This window comes from Pseudomonas sp. WMBT8 (genome assembly GCF_050916005.1).
In the GTDB taxonomy this organism is placed as follows: Bacteria; Pseudomonadota; Gammaproteobacteria; order Pseudomonadales; family Pseudomonadaceae; genus Aquipseudomonas.
The window spans coordinates 5554431-5574210 of the sequence record NZ_CP188096.1; the positions used below are offsets into that span (position 1 = coordinate 5554431).

Consider the following 19780-nt stretch of genomic DNA (forward strand, 5'->3'; position numbering starts at 1 on the left):
ATCACTGTACAGGCGCTGAATACATCACCATCACTCAACCGGCAGCGCCCTGCATGCGCACCGCGCCACGGCGGTTCTGGCCGGCCGCCACCACGCAGTTACGCCCGGCGCCCTTGGCGTTGTACAGCGCCTGGTCGGCGCACTTGAGCACTTCTTCCGGGGTGCGCTGCTCGGCCTGGCGCTCGGCGACGCCGATGCTCACGGTCACCGAGACACTGGAATCGCCGCCGCCCGAACGGCGCTGGCGACCTTGGTGGTCGTCCTGGGGGCGACTGTCCTGATTGCGCAACTTGATGTGGTAGTTGGCAATGATCTCGCGGATTTCTTCCAGGTGCGGCAGGCATTCATCCAGGGTCTTGCCGGCAAACACCACGGCAAACTCTTCGCCGCCATACCGATAGGCCCGGCCACCGCCGCTGACTTTCGACAGTTTGCTGGCGACCAACCGCAGCACCTGGTCGCCGACGTCGTGGCCGTGGGTGTCGTTGAAGCGCTTGAAGTGGTCGACGTCGCTCATCGCCAGCACATAGTTGCGCCCCAGGCGCTGCATGCGTTCATTGAGGGCGCGGCGTCCCGGCAGGCCGGTGAGTTCATCGCGAAAGGCCATCTGATAGGCCTCATGGGACACACCCGCAGCAATCATCAACATCACCTGGCTGCACATGATGTTCAGGGTGAACGGCAGGATGAAGGTCTGCGGCAACATCCAGAACATTCCCAGCAACCCCACCAACTGCGCGGCGTGCAGCGGCCGAGGCTCGCGCCAGTACTGCGCCGCCAATGCGACAAAGCCCAGCAGGAACATCGGGTACGACAGTTGGATCAAGCTCATCCACGCGCCATGCAGCGCCGGCCAGCGAATCTCCGCCAGCCAGTTGAGCAACGGCCCCGGGTAACTCTGCTCCAGGCCCAGGGCCACGCTGCCTACGGCAAGCAGCACCGCGCAGCGTGCGACAAAGTCGCGGAACAGGTGGGTTTTCTCCTGCCACAAGGCATAGATGCTGAACAGCAGCGGCAATAGCAGGCACACCAGGTGGAACACCACGGCGGCGTCTTCGCGCACGCGGCCATGGTCACGATAGAAATCGGTCTGGGTGTCCAGCAGGAAGTAGGCGACGTACACCGTCACCATCAGGAACAGTTCACGCTGGCGACGGTACACCGCGCAATAGGCACCGCCCAGCAACAGCACCAGGGTCGGCAGGACGTTGAACAGCGAGGTGAAGAAAACGCTGAGGTCCTTGACGTAAGCAGCCGACAACCCCGCCAGCAATAACAGCAACGATGGTAGGAAATGACTGAAACGTACAGCGGACGCGCGCGACAAGGGTAAAGCTCCGACCCACAAAAAAAGATGGCATAGTGCCTTCATTGCTCACAGTTAAGCACATTCAATGTGACCTGCATCACATTGCCATCACTGTAACGGCAGCAAGGAGCAATCCCTGAGCGCGCCGCTCAGGTTTTTTCAGCCTCCCACAAAAAAGCCGCCGCTCCCGAAAGAGCGGCGGCTTGGCAGGGAACCGGCCTAGGCTTAGTAGCCCAGGTCGAAGTTCTCTTCTTTCATGTCCATCAGGTTGTTGGCGCCCGACAGCATGGTGGCTACGTGGGTGCGGGTACGCGGCAGGATGCGCTGGAAGTAGAAGCGCGCTGTCTGCAGCTTGGCGGTGTAGAAGCCTTCTTCGCTGGTGCCGGCAGCCAGTTTTTCGGCAGCCAGGCGTGCCATGTCGGCCCAGAAGTAAGCCAGGCAGGCATAACCGGAGTACATCAGGTAGTCCACGGAGGCGGCACCGACTTCTTCACGGTCCTTCATGGCCGCCATGCCGACCTTCATGGTCAACTCGCCCCATTCCTTGTTCAGTGCAGCCAGCGGTGCGACGAACTCGCTGACCGCTGCGTTGCCTTCGTTGGCCTGGCAGAACTTGTGCACGATCTTGGTGAAGCCCTTGAGCGCTTCGCCCTGGGTCATCAGCACTTTACGGCCGAGCAGGTCCAGGGCCTGGATGCCGGTGGTGCCTTCGTACAGCATCGAGATGCGGCTGTCGCGAACGTTCTGCTCCATGCCCCACTCGGCGATGAAGCCGTGGCCGCCGTAGATCTGTACGCCGTGGTTGGCGGATTCAAAACCGACTTCGGTCATGAACGCCTTGGCGATCGGGGTCATGAACGCCAGCAGGCCATCTGCCTGTTTCTTGGCTTCGTCATCGGTGCCGTATTTGACGATGTCCACTTGCTTGGCGGTGAAGTACACCATCGCACGGTTGCCTTCGGCGAAGGCTTTCATGGTCAGCAGCATGCGGCGTACATCAGGGTGCACGATGATCGGGTCAGCGGCCTTGTCCGGCGCTTTCGGGCCAGTCAGAGAGCGCATTTGCAGGCGGTCACGGGCATATTTGAGGCCACCCTGGAAACCGATCTCGGCGTGGGACAGGCCTTGCAGCGCGGTACCCAGGCGAGCGGTGTTCATAAAGGTGAACATGCAGTTCAGACCTTTGTTCGCCGGGCCGATCAGGTAACCGGTGGCCGCGTCGAAGTTCATCACGCAGGTGGCGTTGCCGTGGATGCCCATCTTGTGTTCCAGGGAACCACAGGACACCGCGTTGCGCTCACCCACCGAACCATCGGCGTTGGGCAGGAACTTAGGCACGATAAACAGCGAAATGCCTTTGGTGCCAGCCGGAGCATCCGGCAGGCGGGCCAGTACGATGTGGACGATGTTGTCGGCCATGTCGTGCTCACCGGCCGAGATGAAGATCTTGGTGCCGGATACTTTGTAGGAACCGTCGGCCTGAGGTTCGGCCTTGGTGCGCAGCATGCCCAGGTCGGTACCGCAGTGCGGTTCGGTCAGGCACATGGTGCCGGTCCACTCGCCCGAGACCAGTTTGGTCAGGTAGGCATCTTGCTGCTCGGGGGTGCCGTGCTCGGAAATGGTATTCATCGCGCCATGGGACAGGCCTGGGTACATGCCCCACGACCAGTTGGCTTCACCGACCATCTCGCTGACGGCCAGGCCCAGGGATTCCGGCAGGCCTTGGCCGCCGTGCGCGACGTCGTGGGCCAGGCTCGGCCAGCCGCCTTCGACGAATTGCTTGTAGGCTTCTTTGAAACCAGTAGGGGTTTTAACGCCTGACTCGCTCCAGGTGCACCCTTCGATGTCACCGACGCGGTTCAACGGGGCCAGCACTTGCTCACAAAACTTGGCGCCTTCTTCGAGAATGGCGTCAACCATGTCTGGGGTAGCGTCCTGGCAAGCCGGCAGACTCTGATAGTGCGCTTCGTAGCCGAGCAGTTCGTCACGAACGAAGCGAATATCACGCAAGGGGGCCTTGTAGTCAGGCATAGCGATAAACCTCTGCTGATGAATCCTGGAATGAACAACCGCGTGGATTTGTTGTAGCGGTCAAACAGTTGTTTGAAACATACGTTTACGACCAATCCTTGTCAAGCGCCCAGCGGCTGCCGTTTGTCATGACGCAGGTCAACGCCAGGCGCGACGAGGCCTGCAGCGTGATGCCGCACAGGATTTCCAGGGGGAAAAATGGCAGGAGCCGGCTGGCCGGCGATTGCGGTGTGCCAGGCAGGCCGCGATCGCCGGCCAGCCGGCTGCTACAGGAGAGTCAGGGGGATCAGGCGTAGGTGTCGATCAATGTGCCGAGCATTTCGTCGGAAGCCTTGGCGACTTTCGCGCCCAGCTCCACCTGGAACTTGCCTTCGGCCAGTTCCACCATATTGCTCGCCGAGTCGGTCGGCTGGCCGCGATTGACCGCTTGCAAACGGTCATTCTGCGCATCCGAAGGCTGGCTGGTGGCGGCACTGGCAATTTTGCCGGCGGCCTGGTCGACGCGGTTCTGCCCGGCCTGGATAGTGTTCAGGCCCGAATAAAACGCGCTACTTCCAGAGATGTCCATGGCGTGCACCTGCCTTGCAATCAATCGTGAGCCCTTATTGAAGCAGACAATCTGGCAAAAGGCCCGTCAATAACACTAATGGCATAATGCCTTGTCGCTAGGAAAAACTAATCAAGCAAGTCCAGTTGCAGGTACTCGGCCACCGCTTCGGCCGTGGGCTGCTTGAGGCGCGGCACCCGGCCCAGGCACGGCGCCGGCAGGCGTTCGGCCAAGGTGGCGAGGTTTTCTTCCAGACGGGAGGTCTTCGGGTCGATGATATTGGCCACCCAGCCCGCCAACGGCAGACCGTCCCGGGCGATGGCTTCGGCGCTCAACAATGCATGATTGATACAGCCCAGGCGCACGCCCACCACGAGGATCACCGGTAGCTGCAAGGCCTTGGCCAAGTCCGACAGGTTGTCCTGGTCAGCCAGCGGCACGCGCCAGCCACCTGCACCTTCGATCAGGGTGAAATCCGCGTGTTTTTCGAGGATGTGCTGCATCGGCTTGAGCAGGGCCTGCACGGTCAACGCCACGCCAGCTTCACGGGCCGCCAGGTGCGGCGCGATGGCGGGCTCGAAGGCCAGTGGATTGACCTCGGCATAGGTAAGCGGCAACGAGCACTCGGCCAGCAAGGCCAGGGCATCGGCGTTGCGCAAGCCACGGGGCGTCACTTCACAGCCCGAGGCCACCGGCTTGCCGGCGGCCGTGCTCTTGCCCGCTTGCCGCGCGGCGTGCAGCAGGCCGGCCGCAACGGTGGTCTTGCCGACATCGGTGTCGGTGCCGGTAATGAAATAGGCAGCGCTCATAGTGGTTTCTCCAATACGGCGTACACGACTTGATAGGTTGCCGGCAGGCCCTGAGCCTGGCGGAACTGCTCATAGGCCTGCACCAGTGCAACAATCCGCGCGCGGCCCGTCAAGCCACCCGGGCGTCCCGGGTTCAGATTATGCGCGCCCAAGGCTTTCAATTCGTGGGTCAGGCTGCGCACATCCGGGTAATGCAGTACATGGGGGCGCTGCTCCAGGCTCACCACACGCAAGCCACTGGCCGCACACAGCTGTTGATAAGCACTGAACGGGCGGAAGCGATTGACGTGCACCATCCCGTCCGCCGCCCGCCAACTTTCGCGCAGCTCATCCAGGGTGCCGACGCACAGGCTGGCAAACGCCAGCACCCCGCCAGGCTGCAGCACGCGCCGGGCTTCGCTGAGCACCGCGGCAAAATCGGCACACCACTGCACCGCCAGGCTGGAAAAAATCAGCTCGCTGCTGCCGTCCTGTAGCGGCAAGCGCTCGGCATCCCCGGCGATAAAATGCTCGGCACCGCCCAAGGGCCGTGCGTGATGGAGCATACCTTCGGCGATATCCAGCGCCAGGCCTTGGCCCTGGGCAAACGCCTGGTTCAATGCGCGGCTGAAGAACCCGGTGCCGCAGCCCAGGTCGAGCCAGCGCCGGGGCTGCAACGCCGACGGCAAGCGCCCTAGCAACTCGCCGCCCACATCACGCTGCAACGCGGCCACGCTGTCATAACTGGCCGCCGCCCTGGAAAACGACGCCGCGACCTGGCGCTTGTCGGGCAAGGCGCCCGGCAGTGGAGGATGGGACAAATCAGTCATCACCGCACTCATGCAAAAAAGCCTGGATCGCCCCCGCCACTCCGTGGGGGTTATCCAGTAGGAAAGCGTGGCCGGCCTGTTCAATCAGACCGACTTCAACATCTGGCAGTAACTTCAACAGGTCAGTGGCCGCCTCACAGGGCACCAACTCGTCCAGGCCGGCAAACAGATGCAACTGTGGGCCACGAAAAGCCTGCAAGGCCTCGCGGGTGTCCAGTTGCGCGAGCAGCTCAAGGCCGCTCATCAATACACTGGACGGGGTAGCCGGTGCGCTGCTGACCAGCAAGCGCGCGATGCCCCGTGGGTCTTGCGTACCCTTGGCGCACAGCAGGCCGAAGCGTTTGAGGGTGACTTGCGAGTCGGCATGGCAGCCGGCCAGGAACCCATCAAAAGCCTGCGCCGCCATCCCATTGGGCCAGCCCTCATGCGCCACAAAACAGGGGTTGCTGGCCAAGGTCAGCAAGCCGCAGCAGCGCTCGCCGCGCCGTGCCGCCAACTCAGAGGCGAGCATCCCGCCCAACGACCAGCCGCCCAGCCAGGCGTTATCCGGCAAGGTGGCGTCGAGTTCGTCGAGCCATTCGTTCAGGTCGCCGCCCGGCAGCACCGGCAGTGGTTCGATATCCACCCGCAGGCGCTCGTCCAGACCGCGCAAGGCGGCGGCCAAGGGCTCCAGCGGCGAGACACCCAGGCCCCAGCCGGGAAGCAATATCAGTCGGTCACGCATGGTCGGACTCCCGGCCTGACAAGCGGAAACACTCATCCAATGCGTCTAACAATAGTCGTACCTGCGCCTCGCTGTGGGCGGCGGTCAAGGTCACGCGCAAGCGCGCGCTGCCGGCCGGCACCGTGGGCGGGCGGATGGCTGTGACCATGATCCCGCGCTCGCGCAGCATCTGTGACAGGCGTATCGCCCGGCCACTGTCGCCAACCATGATCGGCTGGATCGGCGTGAAGCTGTCCATCAACGCCAGGCCGATCTGTTCGGCGCCCTGGCGGAACTGGCGGACCAGCGTGCGCAGATGCTCGCGCCGCCAGTGCTCGCTGCGCAGCAGCGCCAGGCTTTTCAGGGTCGCGCAGGCCAGCGCCGGCGGTTGGCTGGTGGTGTAGATGTACGGGCGGGCGAACTGGATCAGGCTTTCGACCAGATCCTCACTGCCAGCCACAAACGCCCCGGCGGTGCCAAAGGCCTTGCCCAGGGTGCCGACCAACACCGGCACATCCTCCTGGCTCAGGCCGAAATGCTCGACGATCCCGCCGCCCGTGGCGCCCAGCGGTCCGAAGCCATGGGCGTCATCCACCATCAACCACGCGCCTTTGGCCCGGGCTTCGCGGACCAGGGCCGGCAGGTCCGCCAGGTCGCCGTCCATGCTGAACACGCCGTCGGTCACCACCAGGGTATTGCCGCAGGCCTTTTCCAGGCGCTTGGCCAGGCTGACCGCATCGTTGTGCAGATAGCGATTGAAGCGCGCACCGGACAGTAAACCCGCATCCAGCAGGGACGCGTGGTTGAGCCGGTCTTCGAGCACCGTATCGCCCTGCCCCACCAAGGCGGTGACGGCACCGAGGTTGGCCATGTAACCGGTGGTGAACAGCAGCGCACGCGGGCGCCCGGTGAACTCGGCCAGCGCTTCCTCTAACTCATGGTGCGGGGTGCTGTGGCCAACCACCAAGTGCGAGGCGCCACCTCCCACGCCCCAGCGGGCCGCGCCGGCCTGCCAGGCCTCGATGACTTGCGGGTGATTGGCCAGGCCCAGGTAGTCGTTGTTGCAAAAGGCCAATAACGGCTGGCCGTCCACCACCACCTGCGGGCCCTGGGGGCTTTGCAGCAGCGGGCGCTGGCGGTAGAGATGGTCTGTACGGCGGGCAGCGAGGCGCGCGGCGAGATCGAAAGACATGCTGGCCTCGATAAATCAGGTTGAATCCGACCCACTGTGGGAGCTGGCTTGCCTGCGATAGCGCAGGGTCAGTCGATCAATCAGGTGACTGATCGGTCGCTATCGCAGGCAAGCCAGCTCCCACATTTGGATTGCATTCCAATAGGGAGATGGGGTTCAGACGGCAGCGTTGTAGAACTGCTCGCTGCTTTTCTGCTCGACCAACGCCTGCTCAATCGCCGCCTGGTGCACTTCATCGGCATGTTCTTCGCGGGCTTCGGGCAGGATGCCCAGGCGCGAGAACAGTTGCATGTCCTTGTCCGCCTGCGGGTTGGATGTGGTGAGCAATTTATCGCCATAGAAGATCGAGTTGGCACCGGCAAAAAATGCCAGGGCCTGCATCTGCTCGTTCATCGCTTCGCGGCCAGCAGACAGGCGCACATGGGATTGCGGCATCAGGATGCGCGCCACGGCGAGCATGCGGATAAAGTCGAACGGGTCGATATCCTCGGCATTCTCCAGCGGCGTACCGGCCACCTTGACCAGCATGTTGATGGGTACCGACTCCGGATGCTCCGGCAGGTTGGCCAGTTGGATCAGCAGGTTGGCGCGGTCGTCCAGGGACTCGCCCATGCCGAGGATGCCGCCCGAGCAGATCTTCATCCCCGAATCACGTACATACGCCAGGGTTTGCAGGCGCTCGCTGTAGGTGCGGGTGGTGATGATCGAGCCGTAGAACTCCGGCGACGTATCCAGGTTGTGGTTGTAGTAGTCCAGGCCGGCCTGGGCCAGGGCCTCGGTCTGGTCCTGGTCAAGACGCCCGAGGGTCATGCAGGTTTCCAGACCCATGGCCTTCACCCCTTTGACCATCTGCAACACGTAAGGCATGTCTTTGGCCGACGGGTGCTTCCAGGCCGCGCCCATGCAGAAGCGGGTCGAACCGATGGCCTTGGCGCGCGCAGCCTCTTCGAGGACTTTCTGCACTTCCATCAGCTTTTCCTTTTCCAGGCCGGTGTTGTAGTGGCCCGACTGCGGACAATATTTGCAATCTTCCGGGCAGGCGCCGGTCTTGATCGACAGCAAGGTGGACACCTGCACGCGGTTAGCATCGAAATGCGCGCGGTGCACGGTCTGCGCCTGGAACAACAGGTCATTGAACGGCTGGACGAACAGGGCTTTGACTTCGGCCAAAGACCAGTCGTGACGCAAGGTGGCAGTGAGGCTGGCGCTCATGGGCGATTCCTTGTTTATGCTTGGGCAAGCGCTGTGGGTAGGGCAATACCCACAGGCACGACACGGATGCTCGGCATATTTAAGGAAGATTCATGCACTGTCAACCTGACTACAAACATGAGGTTTACATCTGGCTAAAAAGCAACCAGATGTGCCTACTCTGCGACGAAGCCACACATTCAGCCGCGACCCTGTGCAATACCTGCGAAATCGACCTGCCGTGGCTGACGGACGGCTGCGAGGTGTGCGCCCTGCCCTTGCCGATCAGCGGGCTGGTCTGCGGCCAATGCCAGCGCTCGCCGCCCGCATTCAGGCAAGTGGTCGCGCCCTGGACCTATGGCTTTCCGCTGGACAGCCTGATCAGCCGCTTCAAGCACCAGGGCAGATGGCCGCTGGGGCAGATGCTGGCCAGCCTGTTGCGCCAATGCCTGCAAGACCGCTTCGACAACGCCGAACTGGCCCGCCCCGACCGCCTACTCCCGGTGCCGATGGCCGCCAAACGCCTGCGCCAACGCGGCTACAACCAGGCCGCCATGCTCGCCCGCTGGCTGAGCCGGGACCTGGACCTGCCCCTGGATGAACACCTGCTGTTGCGCCCCCATGACACCGTTGCCCAGCAACAGCTGGACGCCAAACAGCGCCAGCGCAACCTGCTCAAGGCCTTTGCCCTGGCCCCCGGCGCGCAGGTGCAGGGCCAGCACCTGGCACTGGTGGACGATGTGCTGACCACCGGCGCCACCGCCCACAGCCTGGCCCGCCTGCTGATGCAGGCCGGCGCGCGCCAGGTCGACGTGTATTGCCTGGCGCGCACGCCCAAGCCCGGCACATGACTTGACTCTGGCGGCGCGTGCCCGCAACGTCCCGGGTATTCCAAGCCAGTGTGCAGCCGTTCGCCATGCCTTTACCGTCCCTGTTGAGCCAACATATTGTCCGCCGCCCGCAGCGCATCGCCTTGCTGCAACATATCGCCGAGCAAGGCTCCATCACCCGCGCCGCAAAAAGTGCCGGCTTGAGCTACAAGGCCGCGTGGGATGCCATCGATGAGCTGAACAACCTGGCGCAAAAGCCCCTGGTCGAGCGCAGCGTCGGCGGCAAGGGCGGCGGTGGTGCGCGACTTTCGGCAGAAGGTGAGCGGGTGTTGCGCCTGTATCAGCGCCTGCAAACCCTGCAAGCCCAGGTGCTGGAAGCCGCCGAAGACGCCAGCGACCTCAACCTGCTGGGCCGCCTGATGCTGCGCACCAGCGCGCGTAATCAATTGCATGGCCAGGTGGTCGCCATCGACAGCCACGGCCGCAATGATCGAGTACGCCTGGAACTGGCCGGTGGCTTGACCCTCGATGCACAGATCACCCATGACAGCACCCTGCGCCTGGAACTGGAAACCGGTACGCAAGTAGTGGCCTTGATCAAGGCTGGCTGGCTGGAGCTGATCGCGGCTGACCAGGCGCCGATGCCTGGGTTTAACTGCATGGGCGGCCAGGTCGAGGCCATCCTTGATGCCGATGATGGGCCCAGTGAGGTGCGTATTGTCTTGCCCAGTGGCCTGGTGCTGTGCGCGTTGGCAGCGCCCGAGCAGCTCAAGGCGCTGGGGGCGGGTGAAGGCACGCAGGTTCAGGTGCAGTTTGCGCCGAGCAATGTGTTGTTGGGCACGCCGGTTTAGCTGATCTTCAGGGCTCATCGCGGGCAAGCTCGCTCCCACACGATGGCACACGCGCCACCTATCCACGGCCCGGTGCGCTACCATACCCGGCCGGACGCGGCGACCTGCTGCGCGCAGGAGTTCGCATGGCCCACCCGTTTGAAACATTGACCCCCGACCTGGTTCTCGACGCTGTCGAAAGCATCGGTTTTCTCAGCGACGCCCGCGTCTTGGCGCTCAACAGCTACGAGAATCGTGTCTATCAAGTCGGCATCGAAGACTCCGAGCCGCTGATCGCCAAGTTCTACCGGCCCCAGCGCTGGACCAACGAGGCAATCCTCGAAGAACACCGCTTCACCTTCGAACTGGCCGAGTGCGAAGTCCCGGTCGTGGCGCCGATGATCCACAACGGCGAAAGCCTGTTCGAACACGCGGGTTTCCGTTTCACCCTGTTCCCCCGCCGTGGTGGCCGGGCGCCGGAGCCAGGCAATCTCGATCAGTTGTACCGCCTCGGGCAGTTGCTTGGGCGCTTGCATGCTGTCGGCGCCACCCGCCCTTTCGAGCACCGCGAAGCCCTGGGCGTGAAGAACTTCGGCCATGACTCCCTGAACACCTTGCTCGAGGGCAATTTCATCCCCAAGAGCCTGTTGCCCGCCTACGAATCCGTGGCCCGCGACCTGCTCAAGCGCGTTGAGGATGTGTACAGCGCCACGCCACACAAGAACATCCGCATGCATGGCGACTGCCACCCCGGCAACATGATGTGTCGCGACGAGATGTTCCATATCGTCGACCTCGACGACTGCCGCATGGGCCCGGCGGTGCAGGATCTGTGGATGATGCTGGCCGGCGATCGGCAGGAATGCCTGGGGCAGCTGTCGGAACTGATGGACGGCTACCAGGAATTCCACGATTTCGATCCCCGCGAACTGGCGCTGATCGAACCCCTGCGCGCCCTGCGCCTGATGCACTACAGCGCCTGGCTGGCGCGGCGCTGGGATGACCCGGCGTTCCCCCACAGCTTCCCGTGGTTCGGCAGCGAACGGTACTGGGGCGACCAGGTGCTGGCGCTGCGCGAGCAACTGTCTGCACTCAACGAAGAACCCCTGAAATTGTTCTGACCCCGGTAGGAGCCGGCTTGCTGGCGATGGCATCCTCAACAGCCCCCCCAACCCGAGGGCGCCATCGCCGGCAAGTTTTGTGGCGATTGAGTTTTCAGCACACATTTGCTGACAAACATCCTTACAATCGCCGCATTGTTAGTTGCCTAAGCAAGGATTCTGCATGCAAGCCGCCAACCCGCGTCGCGGGTACATCCTGGGCCTGAGTGCCTACGTCATCTGGGGCCTGTTCCCGCTCTACTTCAAAGCCATCGCCAGCGTGCCGGCTGCCGAAATCATCGTCCACCGCGTGCTGTGGTCGGCGCTGTTCGGCGGTTTGCTGCTGCTGGTGTGGAAACACCCCGGCTGGTGGCGCGAACTACGGGACAACCCCAAGCGCCTGGCGATCCTGGCGTTGAGCGGCTCGTTGATCGCGGGCAACTGGCTGACCTATGTGTGGTCGGTCAACAGTGGGCGCATGCTCGAAGCCAGCCTGGGGTACTACATCAACCCGCTGGTCAACGTGCTGCTGGGCATGCTGCTGCTTGGCGAGCGCCTGCGGCGCCTGCAATGGGTGGCCGTCGGGCTGGCCGCCGTGGGTGTGGCGCAACAGGTGTGGCAGGTGGGGAGTCTGCCGTGGGTCTCGCTGGTGCTGGCGCTGACCTTTGGCTTCTACGGCTTGATCCGCAAGCAGGCGCCGGTCAAGGCGCTGCCCGGGCTGGTGGTGGAAACCTGGATGCTGGTGCCGATCGCCCTGGCGTGGCTGCTGCTCAACCCCACCGCCCATAGTGCCAACCTAGCGTTCTGGAGCACTTCCGAAGCCTGGTGGCTGGTGGCTGCAGGCCCGGTGACGTTGATCCCACTGGTGTGTTTCAACGCTGCGGCGCGGCATTTGCCCTACACCACCCTCGGTTTCCTACAGTACCTGGCACCGACCCTGGTGCTGCTGCAGGCGGTACTGCTGTTCGACGAACACATGACGCCAGCCAGCCTGGTGGCCTTTGTGTTTATCTGGGCGGGGCTGGCGGTCTACAGCGTTGATGCGTGGCTCAGCCTGCGCAAACGCTGATCAAATAACGTACAAAACCCTACAAGCCACGGCCGGTGTGGCTTGCAGGGTTTCACCCCAAGGTTATCCACAACCTGATCCCCGGCGTTTGTGCACAAGCCGTTGAAATTGCTCGTTTTTTGCTCAAGGCGCCACAAGCCACGGCCGGCGTGGCCTGGCGCCGGGTCTCTACAGCTTATCCACAGGCCCATGCAAGATTTCCATGAACAACCCTGTGGACGGTTATTCCTCGCTGCGCAGCTGCAACTCCACCATCAAATCATCGGCCAGGGTTTCCAGGGCGGCTTGCAGCGTGTCCAGCGCCAGGCTGGACGGCACGGCCAACGCAGCTTCGGCGTGAAACAACGGGTCGCTGCTCATGGGCGCCGGGCGCACGTCGGTACTCAGGCGTTCCAGGTTGACCCCTTGCTTGCTCAACAGTGCGGTGATCTCGCGCACGATCCCCGGCCGGTCATTGCCCACCAGGGTCATCAGGATCGGCTTGCTCGCCGATGCCTGCGCGCCGCTGCTCTCGCCCACCAGCACACGGATGCCATGGGTAGACAAATCCTCCAGAGCGCTGACCAACTCGCTGCGGTTTTCCATCGGCACGCTGACCCGCAGGATCCCGGCAAATTGCCCGGCCATATGAGCCATGCGACTTTCCAGCCAGTTGCCACCGCGCTCGGCAATGCAGTGGGCAACACGTTCGACCACGCCGGGTTTGTCGGCGGCGATCACGGTGAGTACGAGATGGTCCATGGCAACAGCCCTCTTTTATGGATTAGCCAGTATAGGCAGATGTGCTCATGTAGGAGCCGGGAACCATCGCAGGCAAGCCAGCTTCCGCGTTGATCCCATGGCAGTGAAGAAAAACAAATCGTGTACCATTTTTATATTTATCTGGAACAATCCATTGGTTTTTTGAGAACATCCCATGCCCCGCTGTGACCGTACAACCAAAGTGGGTCGTTAAACGACGTATTTAGTCTAATTTTCACAACCGCAACTCATCATGTAGTATGCCTCGGCGCGCACTACATAACGTTAGGTCGATGTCTGCCCAGGCGCCGTCAGAACCCCGAACACCCCGTCAGCAAGCCTTGCGCCGTTGATTGGAACCGCCCAGCCGCCGTTGATGGCATGTACTGGTGCCTTGGGTTTGTGGTTTAAATGGCCAGAGGCTTCATTGGTAAATTGAAAAGCTGAAAAGCGAATTAGCTCCGCAGAGTGAGGCAAGCAATGACTGAACACGTTCAAGTCGGTGGCCTGCAGGTCGCCAAAGTCCTGTTCGACTTCGTGAACAACGAAGCCATTCCCGGTACCGGCCTGACCGCCGACCAGTTCTGGGCCGGTGCCGACAAGGTCATCCACGACCTGGCACCGAAGAACAAAGCCCTACTCGCCAAACGCGACGATTTCCAAGCGCGGATCGATGCCTGGCACCAGACCCACGCCGGCCAGGCCCACGACGCGGTGGCCTACAAAGCCTTCCTGCAAGATATTGGCTACCTGCTGCCAGAAGCGGCGGATTTCCAAGCGACCACCCAAAACGTCGATGACGAAATCGCCCGCATGGCCGGCCCCCAGCTGGTGGTGCCGGTGATGAATGCGCGGTTCGCCCTCAACGCCTCCAACGCCCGCTGGGGCTCGCTGTACGACGCGCTGTATGGCACCGATGCCATCAGCGAAGCCAACGGCGCCGAGAAAGGCCAGGGCTACAACAAGGTGCGCGGTGACAAGGTTATCGCCTTCGCCCGTGCGTTCCTCGACGAAGCCGCACCGCTCACCGCCGGCAGCCATGTCGACTCCACCGGCTACAAGATTGTCGATGGCAAGCTGATAGTCAGCCTCAAGGGCGGCAGCAACAGCGGCCTGCGCAGCGATGCCCAGTTGATCGGCTACCAGGGCGATGCCGCCCAGCCCATCGCAATTTTGTTGAAGCACAACGGCCTGCATTTCGAAATCCAGGTCGACGCCAGCACCCCGGTCGGCCAGACCGACGCCGCCGGCGTCAAAGACATCCTGATGGAAGCCGCGCTGACCACCATCATGGACTGCGAAGACTCGGTGGCCGCCGTCGATGCCGATGACAAAGTGGTGATCTACCGCAACTGGCTCGGCCTGATGAAGGGCGACCTGACCGAAGAAGTGGCCAAGGGCGGCAAGACCTTCACCCGTACCATGAACGCCGACCGCACCTACACCGGTGTCGATGGCAACGCGGTGACCTTGCATGGTCGCTCGCTGCTGTTCGTGCGTAACGTTGGCCACCTGATGACCATCGACGCGATCCTCGATGCCCAGGGCAATGAAGTGCCCGAAGGCATCCTCGACGGCCTGATCACCAGCCTGGCCGCGATCCACAGCCTCAATGGCAACAACAGCCGCAAGAACAGCCGCACCGGCTCGGTGTACATCGTCAAGCCGAAAATGCACGGCCCGGAAGAAGCGGCGTTCACCAACGAGCTGTTCGGGCGCATCGAAGACGTGCTGAACCTGCCGCGCAACACCCTGAAAGTCGGGATCATGGACGAGGAGCGCCGCACCACGGTCAACCTCAAGGCCTGTATCAAGGCGGCCAGCGAGCGCGTGGTGTTTATCAACACCGGCTTCCTCGACCGTACCGGCGACGAAATCCACACCTCCATGGAAGCTGGCGCGATGGTGCGCAAGGCCGCGATGAAGGCCGAAAAGTGGATCGGCGCCTACGAAAACTGGAACGTCGATATCGGCTTGAGCACCGGCCTGCAGGGCCGTGCGCAGATCGGTAAAGGCATGTGGGCCATGCCCGACCTGATGGCCGCGATGCTCGAGCAGAAGATCGCGCACCCGCTGGCGGGCGCCAACACTGCGTGGGTACCGTCGCCGACCGCCGCTGCGCTGCACGCGCTGCATTATCACAAGGTCGACGTCTTTGCCCGCCAGGCCGAACTGGCCAAGCGCGAACGCGCTTCGGTGGACGATATCCTCACCATCCCCCTGGCGCAGAATACCGACTGGTCCGAGGAAGAAATCCGCAACGAACTGGACAACAACGCCCAGGGCATCCTCGGTTATGTGGTGCGCTGGATCGACCAGGGCGTGGGTTGCTCGAAAGTGCCGGACATCAACGATGTAGGCCTGATGGAAGACCGCGCCACCCTGCGTATCTCCAGCCAGCACATCGCCAACTGGTTGCGCCATGGCGTGGTCAGCCAGGCCCAGGTCATGGAAAGCCTCAAGCGCATGGCGCCGGTAGTGGATCGGCAGAACGCCGGGGATGCGCTGTACCGTCCGCTGGCCCCGGACTTCGACAGCAATATCGCGTTCCAGGCCGCGGTGGAGTTGGTGATTGAAGGGACCCAGCAGCCCAATGGTTATACCGAGCCGGTGTTGCATCGTCGGCGGCGTGAGTTCAAGGCCAGGAATGGTTTGTAACGGGTCACTGAAATGAAAAAGCCCTGGTCATATGGCCGGGGCTTTTTATAGGCCGTGTAGCAAGACTTAACTGACAATAATGACGTAGGTACCCGAAATTACGGCCTGCGAGCCAGCCCCAGAACCCGTTCCATCAACTGTAACGCCGGTCAACGTGCCCGAATGCACATTACCGACCACTTTCACCTGGATAGTGCCTCCAACCGAGTGAGTAAATGTGCGTCCAGCAGGATCCAGATAATCTATTTGAAATTGCGTATGCGGCAACGTATGAGTCCCCTGCCCCAGGGTCTGGCCGTAGCTAATTCCCAGGTGCGTAGTATCACTGGTCGCGACCAGCAGCACCCCAGATGACGAGCCAGAAAATTGATTCGGATAAAAAAGGTTATCGTGTCCATTTACACGCGCCGAGATATTCGCTTCGACTGTTGTGGTGCCATTACATGCATTACTCATGGTGAACTCCTGTTCGCTTCATTAGTTGGGGCACCGGTCCCAAACCAGCACCCTCTCAACGATTAAACAGGCCCCCCTCAAACACCCGATACTGTGAAATCTGACAGTGCCGACCAACGGTCCCTCGGCTACGGAGCCATCCCCAACTCGCGCTTGACCATCTTCGCCAACTTCACGCTATCAATCGGCTTGAGCAAAAAGTCCACCACGCTCAAATGCATCGCATCAATAACATCCGGCGCCTCGGCATCCCCCGACATGATGATGATCGGCAACGCCGCGCGGGTGGAGCCACGCACTTTTCGGATCAACTCCAGGCCATTGCTGGGCGCCATGCGCAGATCCGTGATCAACAACCCGATGGAGGTACTGGAATTGAGCAGTTGCCATGCCGCCTCGCCACTGTCCGCCGTCATGCAGCGAATGCCATCGAGCCCGAGAATTTCCGCCAGCAGTTCACGGGCGTCTTTATCGTCATCGACGATCAGCACCCGTTGCGGCGGTAGATCAGGCTCCAGCATCACGGCGCTCAGCGCCTCGCGCTCGGCATCACTCAAAATATCTTGGTCGGGCATAGATTTCTCGGCAGTTTCTCTCAATCTCCCAGCACAGAAGTCAGACATCGCCGGAAGGGCGAACAATGTGCACTTCGTCGGATAGATTTCCTAGTGGGAGATCTACGGGGTTTGGACCATATTCATGTAAGGTTTTTCCCTAGTCATTGAAGGCCGGATAGCTACCTAGACTTACGTCCAATGGGCACCCGCCGCGTGGGGGTCGACCATGAGGGACGATAACGACAAAAAAACTGCGGTCATGGTTATGAGTAAAGCTGATGCTTTCACCCAGGCAGGGAAAACTGCGGTGTTGCAGAACATTCACGGCACCCTGCAATTCCTGCAACGCTTCCCGCCGTTCAACCAAATGGAAAACGCCCACCTGGCGTTTCTGGTGGAACAGTGCCAATTGCGCTTCTATGGCCCCGGCGAGAGCATTCTCAAGCCTTCGGCAGGCCCCGTGGAGCACTTCTACATCGTCAAGCAAGGGCGTGTGGTGGGCGAGCGGCCGGATTCGGCGCAAACCACCTTCGAAATCACCACCGGCGAATGCTTCCCCCTGGCCGCGCTGCTGGGGGAGCGGGCGACCCGCACCGAGCACAAGGCCGCCGAAGATACCTTCTGCCTGCAATTGAACAAGCCGGCCTTTATCAAGCTGTTTGCCCTGTCCAGCCCGTTCCGTGATTTTGCCTTGCGCGGGGTCAGCAGCCTGTTGGACCAGGTCAACCAGCAGGTGCAGCAAAAGGCCGTGGAAACCCTCGGTACCCAATACTCGTTGAACACCCGCCTGGGCGAGTTGGCCATGCGCCACCCGGTGACGTGCAGCCCGCTGACGCCGCTGCGCGAGGCGGTCACGCTGATGCACGAGCAGCAGGTCGGCAGCATCGTGGTGGTCGATGAACACAAGGCGCCCCTGGGGATCTTCACCCTGCGCGACCTGCGCCAGGTGGTCGCCGATGGCACCAGCGACTTCAGCCAGGCCATCGAACAGCACATGACCCAGGCGCCGTTTTTCCTCAGCCCGGATCACAGCGCATTTGATGCCGCGATTGCCATGACCGAACGGCATATCGCCCACGTGTGCCTGGTCAAGGATCGGCGCCTGTGTGGCGTGGTGTCCGAGCGCGATCTGTTTTCCCTGCAACGGGTCGACCTGGTGCACCTGGCGCGTACCATCCGCAACGCGCCCCGGGTCGACAACCTGGTGGCGATCCGTGGCGAAATCGGCCAGTTGGTCGAACGCATGCTGGCCCATGGCGCGTCCTCGACCCAGATCACCCATATCATCACCCTGCTCAACGACCACACGGTGTGCCGGGTCATCGAGCTGAGCATCGCCGACAAGGGCGACCCCGGCGTGCCGTTCAGTTGGCTGTGTTTCGGCAGCGAAGGCCGCCGCGAGCAGACGCTGCACACCGACCAGGACAACGGCATTCTGTTCGACGCCCGTGACGCAGCCCATGCGGCCGAGATTCGCGGCCTGCTGTTGCCGCTGGCGCAGCAGATCAACCAGAGCCTGGCGCTGTGCGGCTTTACCCTGTGCAAGGGCAATATCATGGCCGGCAACCCCGAACTGTGCCTGTCCCGCGCCGAGTGGGCCCGGCGCTTTGCGGCGTTTATCCGCGAGGCGACGCCTGAGAACCTGCTCAAATCCAGCATCTACTTCGACCTGCGGGTGGTGTGGGGCGATGAACAGGGTTGCGAGCAACTGCGCCAGGGCATTCTTGACCAGGTCGCGGACAATCGCCTGTTCCAGCGGATGATGGCCGAGAACGCCTTGCGCCAGCGCCCGCCGGTGGGGCGCTTCCGTGACTTCGTGCTGACGCGCAAGGGCTCGGACAAGGCCACCCTGGACCTCAAGGTGCAGGGTTTGACGCCCTTCGTCGATGGCGCACGCCTGTTGGCCCTGGCTAACGGGATCGCAGCCAACAACACCCTGGAGCGTTTACGCCAACTGGTGGAGCACGAGGTAATCGAACGCCTGGACGGCGCGGCCTATGAAGAGGCCTACCACTTTATCCAGCAAACCCGCATGCAGCAGCACCAGTTGCAGACCCGCGAGAACCAGCCGTACTCCAACCGGGTCGACCCCGACAGCCTCAACCATCTGGACCGGCGCATCCTGCGTGAATCCCTGCGCCAGGCCCAGCGCCTGCAAAGCAGCCTGGCCCTGAGGTATCAACTGTGAGCCTGTTCAGTTGGCTGCGCCCTGCGCGGCCGGGCCTGGATGCCGGTCAACAGGCGCGCCTGCAACACCTGGCCGCCCCCAAGGCGCTCGGCGAACACAGCTTGCGCGAGCAGCGCTGGGTCGTCCTCGACCTGGAAACCAGCGGCCTGAACCTCAATCGTGACCTGGTGCTGTCGATTGGCGCGGTGGTCATTGAAGACGGTGCCATCGACTTTTCCCAGCAGTTCGAACGCACCCTGCTACGGGCTCAAACCAAACTCAGCCCCAGCGTACTGATCCACGGCCTCGGCCCCAGTGCGATCGCCGCCGGTTGCGATCCGGCCGAGGCGTTGCTGGACTTCATGGATTTTGTCGGCGACAGCCCGCTGCTGGCGTTCCATGCCCCGTTCGACCAACACATGCTTGGGCGCGCGCTCAAGGACAGCCTGGGGTACCGCCTGGCTCATCCATTCCTCGACGTGGCGGACCTGGCGCCGCTGCTGTGCCCGCAGGCGCATATTCGCGAAGCGGGCCTGGATGACTGGGTCGGCCATTTCAACCTGCAAGTCGGCGAACGCCATCACGCCAGCGCCGACGCCCTGGCCACCGCTGAATTGATGTTGATTCTGTTCAGCCGCGCCCGCCAGCAAGGGCTGGACAGCCCGGCGGTACTGCAACAGCGCCTGAGCCAATGGAAACGCCGCAAGCAGGCCCCCTCCCTATAGGAAGCATCACCCGACCAACGCCAATTGCACCCATCCGCTGCCTCTGCCACAATCGC

At 62.3% G+C, this 19780-nt stretch carries 18 protein-coding genes; 7 read left to right on the forward strand and 11 right to left on the reverse strand.

Annotated elements, in window-relative coordinates:
* Positions 1-34 precede the first annotated feature (34 nt).
* From ACO77H_RS25385 to bioB, 8 genes are all read right to left on the reverse strand, one after another.
* Positions 35-1327: a GGDEF domain-containing protein gene (locus tag ACO77H_RS25385; protein WP_169953765.1), complete on the reverse strand. Its 1293-nt coding sequence runs from the start codon at positions 1325-1327 to the stop codon at positions 35-37.
* Positions 1328-1534: 207 nt separating this feature from the next.
* Positions 1535-3340, reverse strand: coding sequence for a phenylacyl-CoA dehydrogenase (locus ACO77H_RS25390; RefSeq protein WP_029296902.1), 1806 nt, complete (start codon positions 3338-3340; stop codon positions 1535-1537).
* Positions 3341-3626: 286 nt separating this feature from the next.
* Positions 3627-3908: a pyrroloquinoline quinone biosynthesis protein PqqE gene (locus ACO77H_RS25395; protein WP_169953764.1), complete on the reverse strand. Its 282-nt coding sequence runs from the start codon at positions 3906-3908 to the stop codon at positions 3627-3629.
* Between the two features lie 107 nt (positions 3909-4015).
* Entirely contained in the window at positions 4016-4696 is a 681-nt protein-coding gene (bioD, locus tag ACO77H_RS25400; protein WP_169953763.1) for a dethiobiotin synthase, read from the reverse strand.
* Positions 4693-5505 carry a malonyl-ACP O-methyltransferase BioC gene (bioC, locus tag ACO77H_RS25405; protein WP_432754705.1) on the reverse strand — a complete coding sequence of 271 codons (813 nt, stop codon included), beginning with the start codon at positions 5503-5505 and terminating at the stop codon, positions 4693-4695. The genes bioD and bioC overlap by 4 nt, the downstream gene beginning before the upstream one ends.
* A complete protein-coding gene (locus ACO77H_RS25410) occupies positions 5498-6229 on the reverse strand; it encodes an alpha/beta fold hydrolase (RefSeq protein ID WP_432754706.1) in 732 nt (243 codons plus the stop codon). Before ACO77H_RS25410 ends, bioC begins: the two co-directional genes overlap by 8 nt.
* Positions 6222-7400: an 8-amino-7-oxononanoate synthase gene (gene bioF, locus ACO77H_RS25415; protein WP_170042208.1), complete on the reverse strand. Its 1179-nt coding sequence runs from the start codon at positions 7398-7400 to the stop codon at positions 6222-6224. Before bioF ends, ACO77H_RS25410 begins: the two co-directional genes overlap by 8 nt.
* Positions 7401-7556: 156 nt before the next feature.
* Complete coding sequence (gene bioB, locus ACO77H_RS25420; RefSeq protein WP_169953757.1) at positions 7557-8612, reverse strand: biotin synthase BioB; 1056 nt, start codon at positions 8610-8612, stop codon at positions 7557-7559.
* 92 nt (positions 8613-8704) lie between these two features.
* On the opposite strand from bioB, the gene ACO77H_RS25425 reads away from it, so the two are divergent.
* The 4 genes from ACO77H_RS25425 (at position 8705) to rarD (ending at position 12420) form a co-directional block, all read left to right on the forward strand.
* Positions 8705-9442, forward strand: a complete 738-nt coding sequence (locus ACO77H_RS25425; protein WP_432754707.1) for a ComF family protein — start codon at positions 8705-8707, stop codon at positions 9440-9442.
* A gap of 65 nt (positions 9443-9507) precedes the next feature.
* Complete coding sequence (locus ACO77H_RS25430; protein ID WP_169953845.1) at positions 9508-10272, forward strand: TOBE domain-containing protein; 765 nt, start codon at positions 9508-9510, stop codon at positions 10270-10272.
* Positions 10273-10397: 125 nt separating this feature from the next.
* Positions 10398-11372 (forward strand): serine/threonine protein kinase, encoded by a 975-nt coding sequence (locus ACO77H_RS25435; RefSeq protein ID WP_032858595.1) that lies wholly within the window; start codon positions 10398-10400, stop codon positions 11370-11372.
* Positions 11373-11535: 163 nt separating this feature from the next.
* On the forward strand, positions 11536-12420 hold the full coding sequence (gene rarD, locus ACO77H_RS25440; protein WP_128593318.1) for an EamA family transporter RarD: 885 nt from the start codon (positions 11536-11538) through the stop codon (positions 12418-12420).
* Between the two features lie 222 nt (positions 12421-12642).
* On the opposite strand, the gene ACO77H_RS25445 is transcribed toward rarD, so the two are convergent.
* On the reverse strand, positions 12643-13161 hold the full coding sequence (locus ACO77H_RS25445) for a glycine cleavage system protein R (RefSeq protein ID WP_057440288.1): 519 nt from the start codon (positions 13159-13161) through the stop codon (positions 12643-12645).
* A gap of 480 nt (positions 13162-13641) precedes the next feature.
* Here ACO77H_RS25445 and ACO77H_RS25450 point away from each other — a divergent pair, with 480 nt between their 5' ends.
* Entirely contained in the window at positions 13642-15819 is a 2178-nt protein-coding gene (locus tag ACO77H_RS25450; protein WP_432754708.1) for a malate synthase G, read from the forward strand.
* Positions 15820-15885: 66 nt separating this feature from the next.
* On the opposite strand, the gene ACO77H_RS25455 is transcribed toward ACO77H_RS25450, so the two are convergent.
* Both ACO77H_RS25455 and ACO77H_RS25460 read right to left on the reverse strand, forming a co-directional pair.
* Positions 15886-16275, reverse strand: a complete 390-nt coding sequence (locus ACO77H_RS25455; protein WP_432754709.1) for a hypothetical protein — start codon at positions 16273-16275, stop codon at positions 15886-15888.
* A gap of 128 nt (positions 16276-16403) precedes the next feature.
* Positions 16404-16850 (reverse strand): response regulator, encoded by a 447-nt coding sequence (locus ACO77H_RS25460; protein WP_169953748.1) that lies wholly within the window; start codon positions 16848-16850, stop codon positions 16404-16406.
* Between the two features lie 247 nt (positions 16851-17097).
* Between ACO77H_RS25460 and ACO77H_RS25465 the strand changes: the two genes are divergently transcribed.
* Positions 17098-19020: a putative nucleotidyltransferase substrate binding domain-containing protein gene (locus tag ACO77H_RS25465; protein ID WP_169953746.1), complete on the forward strand. Its 1923-nt coding sequence runs from the start codon at positions 17098-17100 to the stop codon at positions 19018-19020.
* Entirely contained in the window at positions 19017-19724 is a 708-nt protein-coding gene (locus ACO77H_RS25470) for a 3'-5' exonuclease (protein WP_432754710.1), read from the forward strand. Before ACO77H_RS25465 ends, ACO77H_RS25470 begins: the two co-directional genes overlap by 4 nt.
* Positions 19725-19780: the final 56 nt, after the last annotated feature.